Below are 18,506 nucleotides of genomic sequence, written 5' to 3' on the forward strand. Positions count from 1 at the left end.
CTATATATTTTTTATATAAATATATAATATTTCTCCGTGCTATAATCCATTCATGAAATGTGCACGTTTCGAAAATTGTTATGAAAAGGTAAATAGTTGGCATAGTGAAATTAGTTATTCAACCATTATTAAAAGCGAGGTAAATAATATGGAACAAAAACATAATGGAATTATTTTTACTGCAATACCAGATAAATCAAATGCATATTATCGTCCATTTTATAAAGAGCTGATTTATTTTAATGAATACGTAAATGAAAATAAATCATTTACTGATCAACTTGTTTCTTTATCCGTGGAAGAGCAAGACTTTCATACAAGCTTTTTTGAGTATGATGATATTTGGTTAAGAGATGTTGCACCAGTTGTCACAAATCATTTAGTTAAATTTAAATATCAACCAAATTACTTACCGATAGATCAATGGAGATATTTAGATCAACAATTTAATAAATGGTTGAAAAAGAACGACTTTGAATATGTGAAGTCTCCATTGATATTAGACGGTGGTAATCTTATTTGGAATAAAAAAGATACTGTTATATTAACGGAACGCATATTTGATGATAATGATGATTGGACGGAAGAAGAAATTATAGAGCAACTGGAATGGGATTTGGATGTGAGCCGAGTTATTATTATTCCTGCTGAAGAAGGGGACGTACTTGCACACGCAGACGGAATGGTTAAATTTATTGATGAACATACAATGTTTATTAGTGATTTTTTAGGGGATGATGAATTTAGATATCATGTTCAAGAGATTATTCAAGAGCAAATGCCAGAAGCTGAATTTATCGTTGTTCCTTCCTCATATACAGAGAAAGGACAATATGATCAAGAAATAGCATCGGCAAAAGGGCTATATATAAATATGTTAGAAACATGTGATGCTCTTTATGTCCCTAAGTTTGGACTACCTAAAGATGGGGAAGTTTTACGGTATATTCAACAATATACGGAGAAACAAGTTATTCAAATTCATGTTGGAGAAATATCAACTATGGGAGGCGCAATGAATTGTTTAACGTGGTATTGTCCGAGTCATTTGTTACCTTCAAAAATGAAAAGATTAAACAATCAGAATGAAGGTTCTTCAATTAGAAAGTTTTTTGATTGGTTTTAATAATAAAGTTTACAAAGGAAAATGTGTTCAAGGGGTATGTATATGTATACAATTACTGAATTTTCGCGGATTTGTAAAATGAGTACACGGATGTTAAGGCATTATGACAAAGAGGATATATTAAAACCAGCATATGTGAACCCGGAAAATGGGTATAGATATTATGAGCAAGGGCAGTTAGAAATAGCGTTGAAAATAAAAAAGTTAAGGGAGTATAAGTTCCCTCTACCGAAAATTAAAATTATTCTTCAGTCGTCAGATCAAGGTTCATTTATTAAACATATGCAAGCACAAATTATAGAGTTATCTCATGAGGTAAAACAAAATTTACAGGTTATTTCAGAAATGAATGAAATGGTAAATATGAATCATGCTTTAAATACTGCTTGTCATAGAAATTACGATATATTTATTGGAATGAGAAATGAAATAACAGTAATTGCTCAAAGACTGCAAATAAATATAGATGATATGGATGATTATTTTTATGACTTATATGAAAAAGTACAAAAGCATAACTTACAAATAGTTGGTTCGCCCTCTACGGTCTTTTATGATGAAGAGTATATCCCAAATAAGAGCGATATTGAATTAAGAATTCCGGTTATACAAGGGAATAATAAAGATGTAGTACAAGAATGTGAAATAAAAAAACTAAATCCGCATCAAATCGTTACTACTATGCATTATGGAAGTTATGACTATATAGGTTACGCTTATATTGCGTTAGAAAAATGGATTGAAAGAAATGGTTATGTAATAGAGGATTCGCCATATGAGGTCTACATAAAGGGACCTGAATGTGATTGTTTAGTAGAAGAGTATGTGACACAAATTTGTTTTTTAGTCATGAAAATAGACTGAGAATAAGGATTGACATTAACATTATGTCAATCCTTATTCTATTTATGTAAGTAATTCAGCATAAAAAAAAGGAGAAAGAATATGAAAAGAACAATTATGATTATTTGTCTGAGTCTAAGTATGACATGGGTTTCAGCATGTACTCCTGGAGTAGGAGAAGGTGAGAATGGTAGCTTTGTTCTACCTAATCAGTTGCCTAAAAATGTAGTGTTTAAAAATGGTACAATCTATACTTCAAATGGAAAGCAAGACATTGTAGAGGCTTTAGCTGTTAAGGAAGGGAAAATTACATTTGTTGGTTCAAACAAGGATGTAGAAGGATTTATAAATGAAGATACGAAAGTGGTAGATTTACAAGGACATTTTATTCTCCCTGGTTTTGTGGATAACCATAATCATATTTTTGAAGCAAAATCACCAGCAGCAGGGAATTGTAGTGTTTCACCGGATGCTGCGCTGCAAGAACAACGCTCGTATTTAAAGGCGTGTAAAAAAGATGTGAAAGATGGCGAATGGATAAGTGGAACAGGATTTAGTTTGGAAGAGCTGTTAAAAGATATGGACGAAAAATCAGAACAACAAACGCCATTACAAGTTCTTGATGAGTTATTTCCTAATAACCCTGTATTAATTATGGAAAGAACTTCTCATTCTGTATGGGTTAACTCAAAAGCATTGGAAGTAGCGGGAATAAATAAAGAGACGAAAGATCCGCAAGGCGGAAGAATCATCCGGGATCCAGAAACAGGAGAACCTTTTGGAATTCTGTATGATACAGCAGGGGATATCGTGATGGAAAAAGCATGGAATTCCCAGCCGAATCTCTTTGAAAAAAATTATGAAGGTTTGTTAGACGGTTTAGATGAGGTTGCGAAGAATGGTATTACTACAGTCGGCGATGGACGTCTTTATTGGAAACGAGGCTGGTTAGATGTTTGGAATAAAGTTAATGATGAGAAAAAGTTAACGTCGCGAGTAGTACTTCGTCCGTGGGTATATCCGAACTTAAATGAAGCAGAACAAATGGAGTATTTCAAAAAAATTAAGCGTGATGATGTATCATCTCGAATGCTTATTAATCAAGTGAAAATGTATAGTGATGGAATTAGCATTAACAGCACAGCTAAAATACTAGAAAAATATAAATTTGAGTGGTTTAAAGGAACACCGTACGGTTTGAACTATATTCCAGAAGAAAAAATGAAATGGTGGTTGACGGAACTGAATAAACTTGGTTACGGTGCACTCATTCATACGATTGGAGATGGCGGGGTAAGAGAGAGTTTAAATGCAATTGAAGCAGCGAAAAAAGAAGGGGCGAATCAGCCTTATACGCTTACGCATGTTGAGATGGTAGCAGATAGTGATATAAATCGTTTTGCTAAGTTAGGTATTAGTGCTGATTTCCAAGTAGGCCATGATTTTGCAGAAGATCCTAAACAAAGCTGGGCAAGTACGTATTTTACAAATCAACAGATGAAACGAATTATGCCGTTAGGACGCATTTGGAAAACAGGAGCAAACGTATCGCTTAGTAGTGATTGGGATGTAAATGAACTAAATCCACTTGTGACGATTTCGAATGCGCTAAGTATTGATGAAAAGGGCTTGTCTGATGTATACGCAGCTATTGATGCATATACAATTAAGCCCGCCAAAGCATTAGGTCTTGATACTATTACTGGTTCAATTGAAGTAGGTAAATCAGCCGATATGGTATTACTAAATGAAGATATTACTAAAATGAGTGCCGATAAGATTCCGAATGCGAAAGTTCTAGTGACGGTTTTACAAGGAGAAGTAGTGTATCACAAGGGAAAATAAAGAATCAGTTTATGAAGTAGTTAATATATTTCTGTTGACCTTAACACGATGTCAAAGTTTAGACTGAACTTACATTCGAAGAAGGGGTGAACATGTATGAGAAATATGGAAAATAGTTTGTTTTATATGCCAGCTGAGTGGGAAAAGCATGAGGGGACATGGCTCCAATGGCCTCATGATAAAGCTCATAGAGGTGGAGGTTACAGAGCTAAGCTAGATGATATTTGGGTAACGATGGCAAAGGAGCTTCATTACGGAGAAATTGTGCATATTGTTGTATATGATGAAGAAGAAAAAGTACATGTCCAATCGAAGTTAAAGGAAGCGAAAGTGGATATGGATAAAATTGATTTCTTAGTTCAAAAGACGGATGATGTGTGGGTAAGAGATAATGGACCGATTTTTGTAAAAGATAAGGAAGGCAATCTCTGCTTAACACACTGGATTTTTAATGGGTGGGGTGAGAAATATCCGTATGAAAATGATGCGGGTATTCCGGCGGAAATAAGTGAAATGTATAGCATTCCAAAAGTTAATTCTAGTGTCTGTCTAGAGGGCGGGGGAATAGAGATAAACGGAAATGGAACCTTAATGGCGGCAAAAACTTCTATTATAAATAAAAATCGAAATCCTACACTAAGTCAGGAAGAGATTGAAATAGAGTTAACGAAGTATTTGGGAGTAACGAATTTTATATGGATGACTGGTATTCGCGGAGAGGATAATTATGATGAAGATACAGATTACCATATTGATGGGGCAGCGCGTTTTGTAAATGAAAATACAATTCTTTATGAATATGATCCTTTCGGAGAAAGTGAATCATACCTTTTGGAGGCGTACGAAAAGCATTATCAAGAATTGCGACAAGCAAGAAATATAGATGGAAAGCCATTTCAGCTCATACCAGTACCGGTGACAAGAAGAGTGGTAAAAGAAGCAGACTGTAAGGGCTCATATTTGAATTTCTACATTGGAAATGAAGTTGTATTGGTTCCTATATATGGCGATGAGCATGACAAGTTAGCGCTTCAAATCATGGAAGGGCAGTTTCCTGGAAGAAGAATTGTCGGTATTTATGTAAATGAACTGTTTGCGTATGGTGGCATGATTCATTGCGTAACGCAGCAACAGTTAGCATAAAGTAACAAAAATGAAAAAAGCATGCAGAGTATATACTCTGCATGCTTTTTATAATGCTGAAAACTCTTCAACAAGTGAGCTAAAACGATTTAGTGCACTCTCAATCGGTTCTGGTGTAGTTAAATCAACACCAGCTTTTTTCAGTAAATTTAATGGATAGTCCGAACTTCCACCTTTAAGGAATTCAATATAATGTTTTTGAGCATTTGGATCGCCACTCAATAACTTATCGGCAATTTGGATTGCAGAAGCGAATCCAGTTGCATATTTGTACACGTAAAATGGACGATAGAAATGCGGTATTCTAGCCCAGCCGTATTTTACTTCTTCGTCAAATACGAGAGAGTCGCCATTATACTCTCTAAACAAGTTTTCATAAACTTCGCTAAAGACTTGGGCATTTAATGGTTTACCTTGCTGCGCCATTTCATGTGTGATTTTTTCAAACTCAGCGAACATAATTTGTGTAAAGAAAGTGCCTTTAAATTTGTCGATGAAATGATTTACTAAATGGTTACGTACATTAGCATCTTTTGCTTCTTTTAATAAATGATGAATTAATAGCACTTCATTTACTGTAGAAGCGACTTCTGCAACAAAAATAGTATAGTGTGCAGAAATTCTTGGTTGGTATCCGTGTGAGTAGTGCGTATGCATACCGTGTCCACATTCATGAGTGAGAGTGAAAAGGCTATTTAAATCATCGTGATGATTTAAAAGAATGAAAGGATGAACACCGTATACACCAAAGTTATAAGCGCCGGAACGTTTTCCTGGTGTTTCTCTTACGTCGATATAGCGTTTATCTTTAAAGGTTTTTAATGTTTCAATATATTCTGCACCTAATGGAGCTAGTGATTCGATCATCATGTCAAATGCTTTGTCATATGGAATGTCTTGCTTTACACCCGCTACTAAATCAACGCCCAAGTCGTATTGACGTAGTTCATCTACATGTAATTTTTCTTTTCGAAGTTCATTATAGGTATGTAGTGATTGAATATTTTTTTTCGTCGTCTCAATTAAATTTTCATATACTTCTTTCGGAACCATGTCACCAAATAATGACTTTTCTAAAGCTGATGGATAGTTTCTTAGCTTTGAAACAGTAACATTATTTTTAATAGCAGCAGATAAAGTAGAAGCGATAGAATTCTTTAATTGAACGTATGGTTTGTAATAAGCTTTATAGGCTTCTTTACGTTTCTCGCGATTTTCATCTTCTATTAACTTTGCATACATTCCACGCGTTAAAGTAACTTTTTCTCCATCATCAGTAGTCACTTCACCAAATAGTATATCTGCATTATTTAACATGCCGTATGTATGCTGCGGGGAGGAAAGTGCTTCACCCATTTGTGATAAAATTTCTTCTTGGTCCTTATTCAATACGTGTTTTTTATAACGGTATAATTCAAATAAGTCTTCTTTATAATATTGTAAGCCTTCTGCTTCTTCTATGTAAGAATGTAAAGTGTCTTCATCTATGCTAAGTAAAAATGGAGAAAAGAAAGATTTAGCCGCACTTACTTTCACGTGTAATTGTGACACTTTATCGACAAGCGATTGGGCGTCAGTATCGCGCGTATCAAGATCAGATTGTAATCGTGCATAAGCAAACATTAAAGATATTATACTAGATATTTCTTCGCTCTTTGTTAAATAAGCTAATAAGCTATTACCGTCGTGAATATTGCCATTAAATTCGTGTAATTCCTTTGTTAATACTTCGATTTTTTGGAAATCACTTTCCCAATCTTCAATTGTATGATAAATATCCGTTAAATCCCATTTCTCTTTATCATCTACTTGTAGTCGATCTTTAAGTTCAGTCATAATCATTTCCTTTCTAAATATGTAGTTATATTCCTATATAACTATGAAATACAACAAATTGCAAAAAATCCCTGCTAAAAATTGAAAAGCCTTGCTAAAATGGCAAGGCTTAAAAAATTATAATGTAATTCCGAATTTTGAATGTAAAAGATTTTTATATTGCACATCTGTAACGGTTTCTTTCGTTTTCTTACCGTTTTTCGCTATTGTCAGACTATCCTTCGTTAAAGATGCATGCCCATCTTCAGTTAGTTTTACAATAAGAGGTACTTTATTAAATGGTGAGCCCTCATGTTCAACGATAATTTCTTGTGCTGCATTTGCTTTTTCTACATCCACTTCTTCTATATAAAATGCATAGCCTAACGTCCAATCATCAGCAGAAGATTGATCCAAAAACTCATTGTTTTTACGCATTTCTAACATGTAGTTTCCCTTTTCGGTCATTTCTTTACGAATACGATAATCTCCTGTAACGGAGTGAATGACTGCACCTGAGAAAGGGACAGGTGCAAGAGGTAAGTATGATCCGAATCCTACTTCAATTAAATAAAGTTCATTATGATGTGTTAAAACGGTTGCGATATGGCCAGAATCAACAGCCCATATAGAATTTACAACATTGTACACTGTTCCTGAAACGAGATGAACATCAAATCCAGCGTCTTTAAGGAAGTAATACATAGTAGGATTGAGTTCATAACAAAGACCGCCACGGTTGTTTACTAAAATTTTTTCTTTTAGATTTTCTTTTGATATTTTTGTAAAGTTGTTTTCGAGAATATTTAAGTTTTCAAAAGGGACAGTTTGTGCCATTGCGTACATAATGTTAGGTAAATCTTCAAATGAAACTTTGTGTTTTTCTTCTATATTTAATCTTGCAAAAAATTGCTTTTGAAAGTCGGTCATAGAAATCCCTCCGTTATGCTTTTATAGATAAATTGTAAACAATCTTGAATAAGATGTGAAATGAAAACTACGTTGAAGTATTGGTTGAATATTTGAAGTTAGACTAAAAAATAATATGGGAGAGTGAGAGATTGCTACTTTACTAATTGTAGAACGAATATTATAATAATTTCGATAAACTATGCAAACGTTTTCTTGGAAAGGGGATGGTGTAAATATGTTGAAAAGAATAATAGTAGTCGGCTTGTCGGTTGTTTTGTTTTTACCTAGTATATATGGGGGGAGCAAAGTGTATGCAGATACGGTTAACAATGGAACGTTAATGCAGTATTTTGAGTGGTATGCTCCGAATGATGGGAATCATTGGAATCGTTTGCGTTCGGATGCTGGAAATTTAGCTCAAAAGGGAATTACTTCTGTCTGGATACCGCCTGCATATAAAGGAACTGTGCAAAATGACGTAGGATATGGAGCGTATGATTTATATGATTTAGGGGAATTCAATCAAAAAGGAACGGTGCGGACGAAATATGGGACAAAAGCACAGTTGAAATCTGCAATTGAAGCTTTACATAAGCAAAACATCGATGTATATGGCGATGTAGTTATGAATCATAAAGGTGGGGCTGATTATACTGAAACTGTCACAGCAGTTGAGGTAGACCGTAACAATCGAAATATTGAAGTATCAGGTGATTATGAAATTAGTGCGTGGACAGGCTTTAACTTTCCTGGGCGCGGAGATACTTATTCTAATTTCAAATGGAAATGGTATCATTTTGACGGAACGGATTGGGATGAAGGAAGGAAATTAAATCGAATTTATAAATTTAGGGGTATAGGTAAAGCGTGGGACTGGGAAGTGTCTAGCGAGAATGGAAATTATGATTATTTGATGTATGCAGATCTTGATTTTGATCATCCAGATGTTGCGAATGAGATGAAAAATTGGGGGACGTGGTATGCGAATGAATTAAATTTAGATGGATTTCGTTTAGATGCTGTTAAACATATTGATCATGAATATTTACGCGATTGGGTAAATCATGTCAGACAACAAACGGGGAAAGAAATGTTTACAGTAGCTGAATATTGGCAAAATGATATACAGACTTTAAATAATTATTTAGCGAAAGTCAATTATAATCAATCTGTATTTGATGCACCACTGCATTACAATTTTCATTATGCTTCAAAAGGAAATGGGAATTATGATATGAGAAATATTTTAAATGGAACAGTAATGCAAAATCACCCTGCACTTGCAGTCACTCTCGTTGAGAATCATGATTCTCAGCCTGGACAGTCATTGGAATCTGTAGTAAGTCCGTGGTTTAAACCGTTGGCATATGCATTTATTTTAACTCGTGCAGAGGGCTATCCTTCAGTTTTCTATGGTGATTACTATGGGACGAACGGAAATAGTAGTTATGAAATTCCAGCGTTGAAAGATAAAATTGATCCGATTTTGATGGCACGAAAAAACTTTGCATATGGTACGCAGCGTGATTATTTAGACCATCCAGATGTAATTGGATGGACAAGAGAAGGTGATGGTGTACATGCGAATTCCGGTCTAGCAACATTAATCTCAGATGGACCCGGAGGGTCAAAGTGGATGGAAGTTGGAAAGAATAACGCAGGGGAAGTATGGTACGATATGACGGGTAATCAAACAAATACTGTAACAATTAATAAGGACGGATGGGGGCAGTTCCATGTAAGTGGAGGATCAGTTTCCATATATGTTCAGCAGTGAATTAGTGATAGAAAAGAAGAGGAAGACTGAAATATAAGTCTTCCTCTTCTTTTTATATTGTTATCATTCCTAAATTTTTATTTTCATAAATGAACTAGTCGACTTTTAAAACAACGAGAGATGCGTTGGAATAAATAATGTCACCCGTGGCTTCTCTTATTCGTACTCGAAGAACATCTCCTTACTGTGATTGCTATAGAACTAAATATTAGTATGTTTTTAACGTGATTTAAATAGATATTATATTTGCTTTACGATAAAATGGATATAGTGTAAATTTACACTATATGTGTAAAATAATAATAAATGAGTGTTTTTACACTTAAGGTTATTAAAAGAAGTTCTTTATATAAATCGTAATTTAAAATCCATAAGGACATTTCTGTATAGGCAGTAGTAGCAAAAGGAGAGGCAATATGAAAAAAACAATAATGAAATATAGCATAATGTTTAGTTTATTACTATTAACATCATGTGATATATCGGATAAAGAAATTGAACAAAAAGCACAAAGTTATACAAAATCGGAGCATGGTATTTCTGTAAAACTAGATCGAATGGAAATAGCCGACCAAGGTAAGGATTTTTTAGGTCCAAACACACGAACAGCTTATGTACAGCAAGTAGATGAACCATATTTGCAATTTCAAATATCCTTCGATGGACGAAGCTCTCCAAAGGTAAATAATGATAACTATAAAATAAAAAAAGAAGCGAATGATTTACGAGAAAGGTTCAATACATATTATGAAGAAAAAAGGAATAATACTATACTTACTTTCGAGCAAATGCAGACAGGGGATACTATTTTCGGTAAGAATGAAGAGAAAAAAATAGCGAAGAAACATCCGAAGCATTATGTTACGGCAGTTTTCAGAAGTAATATCTTTTTGGATGTAAACAACCGTGCACATATGGAGACATTAGCTGAGGTTGCAAGAAGTATTCAGGAATTTAATAAAACGATTGAAGATAGTAAAAGTAGTGTGGATGATATAACGATTCAGTTGCTAAATGCTAATAAGGATGTATTACTGCATATTGCGGTAGATTATATAGTAACGGCTGAAGATGCGAAAAAGACTCTTGAGAAAAAGGTTGATTATATGAAAGCTTTACAATCTGCAAGGGAATAGTCTGACACCTTTACTTCTCACAAAACATATAGTATGATGATTTCAGTAAATTAGATTTCAATGACTATAATATAAATTAATGAGAGGTGCTTTTTGTGAGTGCGGTAGGTACTAAATAGGAAAAATTTAATGAAATAAATCGGATAAGACCAGGGGATTTTTATGTATATCATACCCCTAATTTTGTCATGGATTTATTTCGATACCTATGAAGATACCTACAATACTTTATAAAGCGTGTAATAAGGGGATTGCCATCTGTTTTTATGGCTTATTTCCTCATATGTTATTACTCATGCCTTGTAAATGTAAAAGCTGCGGTATCCCCGCAGCTTTTTTGTATATATTTTAAATGTATAAAAATGGTAATTGAATAATGCAGGGCTCATTGGAATCTAATGAGTAGGTATCTTCATTTATGATAGAAATCAATCAAAGTGAGGAGAAATAAAATGAATACGATGACTTTTGAAAAGTTACAATATAACGAATTAAAGGATATAGTGAAATCTTATTGTGTAAGTGGGTTAGGTAAAGAATTATTAAATAAATTAGAGCCGAGTACGAGTATAAAAGTAGTGAGGAATCGCTTGAATGAAACGACAGAAGCACGAGCTATAGTAGATGCAGAAGGGCATGTTCCTTTCTTCGGCATTTCAAATATTGCTAGTACAATTCAAAAATTAGAAAAAGGGATGATTTTAGATCCTGAAGAATTAGTAAGTGTTTCAGACTTTTTACGTGGCTGTAGAAAGATTAAAAAGTTTATGTTAGATAAAGAATTTTTTGCGCCAGTATTAGCTTCTTATGCGAATTCAATGACTGAATATAAAAGTATTGAAGAGGAAATCAACTTTTCCATTAAAGGTAATAGTATTGATGCAGCTGCGAGTAAAGAGTTAAAACGAATTCGAAATAACATTGATTCTGTAGACGGAAAAATAAAAGAGCGCTTAACGAAGTTTTTAAATAGTAGTGCAAATAAGAAGTATATTCAAGAGTTCTTTATTAGTAAGAAGGATGATAGGTATACAATTCCAATTAAATCTTCTTATAAAAATCAAGTTGCGGGAAGTATAGTTGAAGCGTCCGCTAAAGGTTCTACTGTATTTATAGAACCACACACGGTTACAAAGTTAAATGCGGAACTCGCTAGTTTGAAAGCAGAAGAAGCGATGGAAGAGTATCAAATTTTAGCGACTTTATCAGGGATTGTAGTAGAAAATATTTATCATATAAAAATTAATATGGAATTAATTAGTCAGTATGATATGGTATTTGCAAAAGCGAAGTTTAGTAAATCGATTGATGGAATAGAGCCAAAGTTAAATGATCATGGCTACATTCATTTAGTGAATTGCAAGCATCCGCTTTTAAGCGGAAAAGTAGTACCGTTACACTTTGAAATCGGTCAAAACTATCGTAGTTTAATTATTACAGGACCAAATGCAGGCGGGAAAACAATTGTATTAAAAACAATCGGATTGTTAACTTTAGCGACAATGTCTGGATTGCATATCGCTGGAGATAAAGAAACAGAAATTGCTATTTTCGAAAATGTATTTGTAGATATTGGTGATAATCAAAGTATCGAAAATGCACTAAGTACATTTTCATCTCATATGAAAAATCTATCTGAAATTATGAGGATGTCAAATAATAATACGCTACTATTATTTGATGAGATAGGAAGCGGGACTGAACCGAATGAAGGGGCAGCACTTGCAATTTCTATTTTAGAGGAGTTTTATCTTGCAGGGTGTATTACAGTTGCGAGTACGCATTACGGTGAAATTAAACGATTCTCAGAAATGCATGATGATTTTATGAATGCAGCAATGCAATTTAATAGTGAGACACTAGAACCACTTTATAAATTAGTGATCGGTAAATCAGGTGAAAGTAATGCACTTTGGATTGCGAATAAAATGAACGTAAGAGAACATGTACTGAAAAGAGCGAAAGAGTACATGGAAAATAAAGAATATGCTCTAGAAAAAGTGAATGAAAGCAAAATTAGAAAACCGAAATTTGTGCAAGAAAAAAGAGAAAATCATTACGATTATAAAATCGGCGATCGTGTAAATGTATTAGATTATGATGATTTTGGTATTATCTATAAGGAAATAGATAATTTCTATAACGTCGTTGTATATTATAACGGTGAATTTGTTGAAGTGAATGTAAAACGTATTACTTTAGAGGTAGCAGCGAAGGAATTATACCCAGAGGGATATGATTTAAATACACTATTTGTCGATTATAAAGAAAGAAAAATGCAGCATGATATAGAGCGCGGATCGAAAAAAGCGCTTCGTAAAATCCAAAAAGAAATAAGGAAGAATAGAGGATAATATAGAATGGTAACGATTAGACAAGAACAACAAAATGATTTTAGTAAAACTGAAGAAGTTGTAAAAGCAGCATTTTTAAATGAAGAATTCAGTGATAAAACAGAACATGAACTTGTAAAACGTATTAGAGAATGTGACGCATTTATTCCGGAGTTATCAATTGTTGCGATAGATGAGGAAATCGTTGGTCACATTCTGTTATCAAAAATTACGATAGAACAGGGTGCAACTTCTGTAGAATCATTAGCACTTGCACCGGTTTCAGTTGCTAGGGGCCATCAGAAAAAAGGAATTGGCGGAAAACTTATTGGAGCTGCGTTAGAAAAAGCGAAAGAACTTGGATACGGATCAGTTGTAGTATTAGGACACCCAGAATACTATCCGAAATTTGGCTTTAAGAAAGCAAGTGAGTGGAATATAAAAGCACCATTTGAAGTGCCTGAAGAGGTATTTATGGTAGTGGAATTAAGAGAGAATGCTCTTGAAGGTGTAGAAGGAATTGTTCAGTATTCGAGTGCATTTGCTGAGTAGGAATATCAGTTAAGGAATGTAATCATAAAAGATGCTATCTTTTTGTAGGGATATACAGAAAGATAGCTTTTTTATTAAGACGATTTACTTACGTATATTTTGCTCAATGAATAATTGAGGTGGTAAAATTGATATAGAAATGTAAAGGGAGAGAATAGAATGAAGAATCGAGAAACAGATAGCAATGAGAATATAGTTACGTTATATGTTACAAGACACGGAAAAACAATATTAAATACGAATCATCGCGCGCAAGGCTGGGCAGACTCCCCGTTAGTAGAAAAAGGTGTGGAAGTTGCCTCTAATTTAGGAACGGGATTAAAAGATGTTCATTTTGCGAATGCATATAGTAGTGATAGCGGTCGAGCGATTGAAACTGCTAATTTAGTATTAAAATATAGTGAGCAATCAAAGTTAAAACTTGAGAAAAGAAAAAAATTAAGAGAATTAAATTTTGGTATTTTTGAAGGTGAAAAACTTGAAAATATGTGGGATGTGGTTGGAAAAGCTGCAGGCGTTGCATCACCAGAAGAACTTATGAAGTTTTCTATTCAAGAAGTGATTAATCTTATTAGAGCAGCAGACCCTACGAAACAGGCGGAAGATTGGGAATTATTTTCTACTCGTATAAAAGAAGAGGTTGATAAAATTAGTGAAGAATCTGCTGCAAATGGTGGCGGTAATGTTTTAGTTGTCGTTCATGGGCTCTTGATTACTACATTAATCGAAATGTTAGACAGTAGCAAAACAAAACTTGGAGTAGAAAATGCTAGTGTGACGAAGATTGTATATCAAGATGGAACATACACAGTCGAGTCTGTTGGAGATATGAGTTATGTTGCAAAAGGGAAAGAAAGTGTGGAAATATAAAAATAAGAAAAGGAAGATAGAGAAATCTAGCTTCCTTTTTATTTTGTGAATTACGGGATTAATAAAATCTTCCCTGTGCTTTTTCTGCTCTCTAATAAATTATGTGCAAGAGCACCATCTTGTAAGGCGAATGTAGTAGGATTCGCAATGTTTAATTTTCTAGTAGTGATCCAATCAAATAATTGAGTAGAGCGCTGCTTACGTTCTTCAAAAGTAGTAAGCACATTCCAAAGGTCTCCGCCAGTTAATGTTTTCGAAGTATCCATAAGCATACGTGGATCAACAGGCGCAGGATTACCTCCGGCCATTCCATAAAATACGACAGTACCACCAGTTTTAGTAGCGTTAAAACTTTCCTCTAACGTAGAACCTACTGATTCATATACAACATTTACTCCATCACCGTTTGTCATTTCAATTACTTTCGTATGCCATGCTTCCGTATATAAAAATACGTCATCAGCGCCAGCTAACGTGGCTATCTTTGCTTTTTCTTTTGATGACGTTAGGCCGATTACTTTTCCGCCTAGTAGTTTAATGATTTGAATAAGTAGTTGCCCAACACCACCAGCTGCAGCGTGTACTAAAGCTATATCACCTTGTTTTATTTGATAGCTATCTTTCGTTAAATAATGTGCTGTTAGACCTTGCAATAAGACAGAAGCGGCTGTTTCAAAAGAGATAGAATCTGGAAGGTTAATTGCTTTCTCAGATGGAACAGCAACTAGCTCTGCATTTGCAAATGGAACGTCAGCAAATGCAATACGATCTCCAGGATTAATATTCGTAACGTCAGCTCCTACTTTTTCAACAATACCAGCGCCTTCATAACCTAATATATAAGGCGGGTTACCAGCGAGATGATAATCACCGCGGCGTCTATAAATATCAGCAAAGTTTAATCCGATTGCTTTCGTACGGACAAGAATTTCATTTGGATTTATGATTGGATCATGTATTTCTTTATATTGTAGTACATCCGGACTTCCAAACTGTTCGAAACAAAGTACTTTCATATGGAATACCTCCATTTTTATTGTTTGTTAATGCTCTTTATCATACAATACAAATATCAATAGACAAAGAGGATTATTTCGATGGAATCGATCGGAAATATCGATTGAAAAGAGGGACGATAAATGGAGATAAAACAATTAATTACATTTAAAATAGCGGCAGATACTTTGAATTTTACACAAACTGCGAAGAAATTAAACTTTGCTCAATCGAGTGTGACAGCGCAAATTAAAACGTTAGAAGCTGAGCTAGGTACGCCGTTATTTGAAAGATTAGGAAAACGTCTTTTCTTAACTGAAGCAGGTAGGAAGTTTCAACTATATGCCGACAAGATGATTGCGCTCAGTAACGAAGCGAAAATGGCTGTGAAAGATGATAAAGAAATAGCAGGTACGTTAATAATCGGTGCGCAAGAAAGCCAATGTACATATAGACTTCCTTCTATATTAAAGAGGTTTAAAGCGAAATTTCCACAAATTAAGCTTATATTTAAACCTGCGCATTCCAATAAAGATGCGAAGGAACAATTGATGGAAGGGAAAGTCGATCTTGCATTTATTTTGGACGAATGTAAAATAGAAGATGCTTTACATGTGGAGCCGCTTATGAAAGAAGAATTAAAAGTAGTAGCTGCTTCAGGGCATTATTTACTTGAACAACCTTCGATTACTACAAAAGATTTAGAGAGCGAGACACTTTTACTAACGGAGCTTGGTTGCTCGTATCGAACTTTATTTGAAGAGCTATTTCGTACGGAAGATGTGTATCCAGCAAATAAGATTGAGTTTGTTAGTGTCGAGGCAATTAAACAATGTGTTATTGCGGATTTAGGAATAGCTGTGTTACCAGCAATAGTAGTAGAAAAAGATATACGAGAGGGGACGATAAAAGAGTTACATTTAGAAAATGAAATTTTACCGATTTATACACAAATTGCTTGGCATAAAGATAAATGGATGACAGCGCCGCTACAACAATTTATTGATGTAACGAGGGAGTTTTTTACAACGGATTAAGTGGAGAAATATTTATTTTATATAAAAGAAAAAATGGCACTTTTGTATAAAGAACCGATGCTTGCATGTAACAAGTATCGGTTCTTTTATGTTTTAAATAAAGATTGCTATAAAATGTGTATTTCTCAACTTTTTTTCTTAGACGGATACGTAAATTTCTTCGTATATTCCAATAATCATAAGGAAATTTACAACGTTTATTCGTTTCTGTAAGATGCCTCTAGGAAGCGTGAAAGGAGGGCTTACATAGTGGTATAGGTTGTCTTTAGTATACGTACTTATTTTGAGGGGGGAATTTAAAATGTTTAAAAAATTAATGAAAGTATGCGTGTTAAGTGCGGCCAGTGTAGGGGTATTATTTAGTTTCCAAGGAAGTACATTTGCAGCTACTGATTTAAGTAGTTACTATGACGGAAAAAATCCGGCTACAACAAAAGTATACGGAGGCAGTACAACATGTGATGCAGATGGATTTAATGCAAAGTCTACAGCGGTGTATGAGGGTAGTAAAAAAGTAGGGACAGTGTATTTACGTTACAGTAATAAATGTCACGCAGCATGGTCTAAGTTTGTTTTAGATCAACCAGCACCTTCCGTTTCTGGAGGGATATATGCTTACGCTGTTATTAATAAATATAAAAACGGTGTATTCCAAAAATCAGTAGATTCTAATAATGGTAATGGAGCAATTAAAACAGGTCAAACGAGTACGTATACAGGGATGGTATTTGATTTAACTGCGGATTTTGGTTATACAGCTGATGCTGAAGCCGTTACAACTAATAACGGTTACGGGAAAACTGGACGCTATTAAAAAGGAGCGGAGTGCTATGAAACTTTTAAAAAAGCTAAGCGCATGTTTTTGCCTATCTTTTCTCGTTTTAACTAGTGTGTTTAGTACGACGAATAATGATAAAGCATATGCAGAAGACCATTCGTATGATGGGAAAAGTCCGTATTACAATAGCTGTGATCAATCAGCAGTAACGAAAGAAAAGAAGTGGATTGATTCCAATTCTTATGTGGAATTAAAATTTAGCACAACGTGTAAGACAGCGTGGGCAAAAGTTACTGTAACTCGTCCAGCAGTATATAATAACGAAGCTGATGCAAGAATCGTAAGAAAAACAGATGGAAAGGCATACACTTGCGGGAGTGCCGGAGGAAATGGTGTTGTGAATAAAGGGCAAACATCATGTTATACGCCAATGGTATATGATTTAGATCCAAGAAAGGCACAGGCGCAAGGGAAACATGCTATTCCGAATAGTGATGCATATAATTATGCGGAGACAATTTGGTATTAATATAATACATGAGTTAAGAGTTGTTATTTGATATAAAAATGAAAGAGCCTTACTGCATTTTATTGTGGTAAGGTTCTTTCAAGTTGTTAATAGTTTAAGAACAGTTATTTACAATGACATATCTTTATAATCACTTTTAAGTATCGCCATAATAATTTCATCTGAGAATGTATTGTTATAAAATAAAGATTGACGTAAGGTTCCTTCTTTTACAAACCCAACCTTTTCATAAGCTCTAATTCCGCGTAAATTATGGCTAAATACTTCTAACTGTAACCGATTTAAATATAGTTGTTCAAAAACAAATTTTAAAACAATTGTAATAGCTTCAGTTCCATATCCTTGTCCTGTTAATGCTATTGAAAGCATTGATATTCTGAATCCTGCTCTTTTGTTCTCCTCATCGATATCTAAAATCGACAACTCTCCAATCATTTCGTCAGTACTTTTTAAACAAATAGCGAAGTCATAGCGACTTGAATCATTATTTATATGATCTATATGTGTCTTAATTTGCTCCAATGAAAAAGTAGACTTGGTTCCAGTCATATATCTTATTTCATCATTCATTGTACTTTCTAATATAATAGGCGCATCTAGCTGACAAAGAGGTCTTAAATAAATTCTTTCACTCTCTAATCTCATTATTATTTTCTCCTTAAGGTTAGTGATAGAGTATACAAATGTTTTTGATCTACATGGAAGAAGAGTTTTGTTTTTTGTATTGTTTGAAAAGTATGCGTGTTACTTTAATGTTACATGAACTTTATAATGGCATGGTATACCTAAAACAAATGATAAAAGTTTTATACAC

At 34.2% G+C, this 18,506-nt stretch carries 16 protein-coding genes and 1 pseudogene; 12 read left to right on the forward strand and 5 right to left on the reverse strand.

Translation table 11 applies throughout. The annotated features are described in order from the left end of the window. Positions 1-148: 148 nt before the first annotated feature. The 4 genes from DN394_RS09690 to DN394_RS09705 all read left to right on the forward strand — a co-directional run bounded on the left by DN394_RS09690 (position 149) and on the right by DN394_RS09705 (position 4,957). Positions 149-1,126 (forward strand): agmatine deiminase family protein, encoded by a 978-nt coding sequence (locus DN394_RS09690; RefSeq protein WP_098209315.1) that lies wholly within the window; start codon positions 149-151, stop codon positions 1,124-1,126. 42 nt (positions 1,127-1,168) lie between these two features. After that, a complete protein-coding gene (locus DN394_RS09695) occupies positions 1,169-1,990 on the forward strand; it encodes a MerR family transcriptional regulator (protein WP_098209316.1) in 822 nt (273 codons plus the stop codon). A gap of 81 nt (positions 1,991-2,071) precedes the next feature. Then, a complete protein-coding gene (locus DN394_RS09700) occupies positions 2,072-3,814 on the forward strand; it encodes an amidohydrolase (protein WP_098209317.1) in 1,743 nt (580 codons plus the stop codon). A 96-nt stretch (positions 3,815-3,910) separates the two neighbouring features. Beyond that, entirely contained in the window at positions 3,911-4,957 is a 1,047-nt protein-coding gene (locus DN394_RS09705; protein WP_098209318.1) for an agmatine deiminase family protein, read from the forward strand. A 48-nt stretch (positions 4,958-5,005) separates the two neighbouring features. On the opposite strand, the gene pepF is transcribed toward DN394_RS09705, so the two are convergent. Further along, the gene (pepF, locus tag DN394_RS09710; RefSeq protein WP_098209319.1) at positions 5,006-6,793 is read right to left on the reverse strand and encodes an oligoendopeptidase F; all 1,788 of its coding nucleotides are present in this window, start codon (positions 6,791-6,793) and stop codon (positions 5,006-5,008) included. A 117-nt stretch (positions 6,794-6,910) separates the two neighbouring features. Beyond that, a complete protein-coding gene (locus DN394_RS09715; RefSeq protein ID WP_046957829.1) occupies positions 6,911-7,702 on the reverse strand; it encodes an arylamine N-acetyltransferase family protein in 792 nt (263 codons plus the stop codon). A 217-nt stretch (positions 7,703-7,919) separates the two neighbouring features. Between DN394_RS09715 and amyS the strand changes: the two genes are divergently transcribed. Continuing rightward, positions 7,920-9,461: an alpha-amylase gene (amyS, locus tag DN394_RS09720; protein WP_098084843.1), complete on the forward strand. Its 1,542-nt coding sequence runs from the start codon at positions 7,920-7,922 to the stop codon at positions 9,459-9,461. Between the two features lie 94 nt (positions 9,462-9,555). Here the strand turns inward: amyS and DN394_RS09725 are convergent. Continuing rightward, a pseudogene (locus tag DN394_RS09725) lies at positions 9,556-9,642 on the reverse strand (exosporium leader peptide); the annotation flags it as partial. Positions 9,643-9,877: 235 nt separating this feature from the next. On the opposite strand from DN394_RS09725, the gene DN394_RS09730 reads away from it, so the two are divergent. The 4 genes from DN394_RS09730 (at position 9,878) to DN394_RS09745 (ending at position 14,352) form a co-directional block, all read left to right on the forward strand. Next, positions 9,878-10,597, forward strand: coding sequence for a hypothetical protein (locus tag DN394_RS09730; RefSeq protein ID WP_098209320.1), 720 nt, complete (start codon positions 9,878-9,880; stop codon positions 10,595-10,597). A gap of 452 nt (positions 10,598-11,049) precedes the next feature. Continuing rightward, positions 11,050-12,951: an endonuclease MutS2 gene (locus DN394_RS09735; protein ID WP_098209321.1), complete on the forward strand. Its 1,902-nt coding sequence runs from the start codon at positions 11,050-11,052 to the stop codon at positions 12,949-12,951. 6 nt (positions 12,952-12,957) lie between these two features. Then, complete coding sequence (locus tag DN394_RS09740) at positions 12,958-13,482, forward strand: GNAT family N-acetyltransferase (protein ID WP_098109965.1); 525 nt, start codon at positions 12,958-12,960, stop codon at positions 13,480-13,482. 159 nt (positions 13,483-13,641) lie between these two features. Next, a complete protein-coding gene (locus DN394_RS09745) occupies positions 13,642-14,352 on the forward strand; it encodes a histidine phosphatase family protein (protein ID WP_097918060.1) in 711 nt (236 codons plus the stop codon). Positions 14,353-14,402: 50 nt separating this feature from the next. Here DN394_RS09745 and DN394_RS09750 read toward each other — a convergent pair whose 3' ends face one another. Further along, entirely contained in the window at positions 14,403-15,368 is a 966-nt protein-coding gene (locus DN394_RS09750; RefSeq protein ID WP_098209323.1) for a quinone oxidoreductase family protein, read from the reverse strand. A 123-nt stretch (positions 15,369-15,491) separates the two neighbouring features. On the opposite strand from DN394_RS09750, the gene DN394_RS09755 reads away from it, so the two are divergent. From DN394_RS09755 to DN394_RS09770, 3 genes are all read left to right on the forward strand, one after another. After that, positions 15,492-16,385 carry a LysR family transcriptional regulator gene (locus DN394_RS09755; RefSeq protein WP_097918062.1) on the forward strand — a complete coding sequence of 298 codons (894 nt, stop codon included), beginning with the start codon at positions 15,492-15,494 and terminating at the stop codon, positions 16,383-16,385. Between the two features lie 301 nt (positions 16,386-16,686). Then, positions 16,687-17,199 carry a DUF2690 domain-containing protein gene (locus DN394_RS09765; protein WP_046957837.1) on the forward strand — a complete coding sequence of 171 codons (513 nt, stop codon included), beginning with the start codon at positions 16,687-16,689 and terminating at the stop codon, positions 17,197-17,199. 16 nt (positions 17,200-17,215) lie between these two features. Continuing rightward, entirely contained in the window at positions 17,216-17,692 is a 477-nt protein-coding gene (locus DN394_RS09770; protein WP_000771039.1) for a DUF2690 domain-containing protein, read from the forward strand. Positions 17,693-17,800: 108 nt separating this feature from the next. On the opposite strand, the gene DN394_RS09775 is transcribed toward DN394_RS09770, so the two are convergent. Beyond that, positions 17,801-18,337 carry a GNAT family N-acetyltransferase gene (locus DN394_RS09775; RefSeq protein ID WP_098084831.1) on the reverse strand — a complete coding sequence of 179 codons (537 nt, stop codon included), beginning with the start codon at positions 18,335-18,337 and terminating at the stop codon, positions 17,801-17,803. Positions 18,338-18,506 lie beyond the last annotated feature (169 nt).

The sequence above is a fragment of the Bacillus sp. BB081 genome (assembly GCF_008368895.1).
Classification (GTDB): domain Bacteria; phylum Bacillota; class Bacilli; order Bacillales; family Bacillaceae_G; genus Bacillus_A; species Bacillus_A wiedmannii.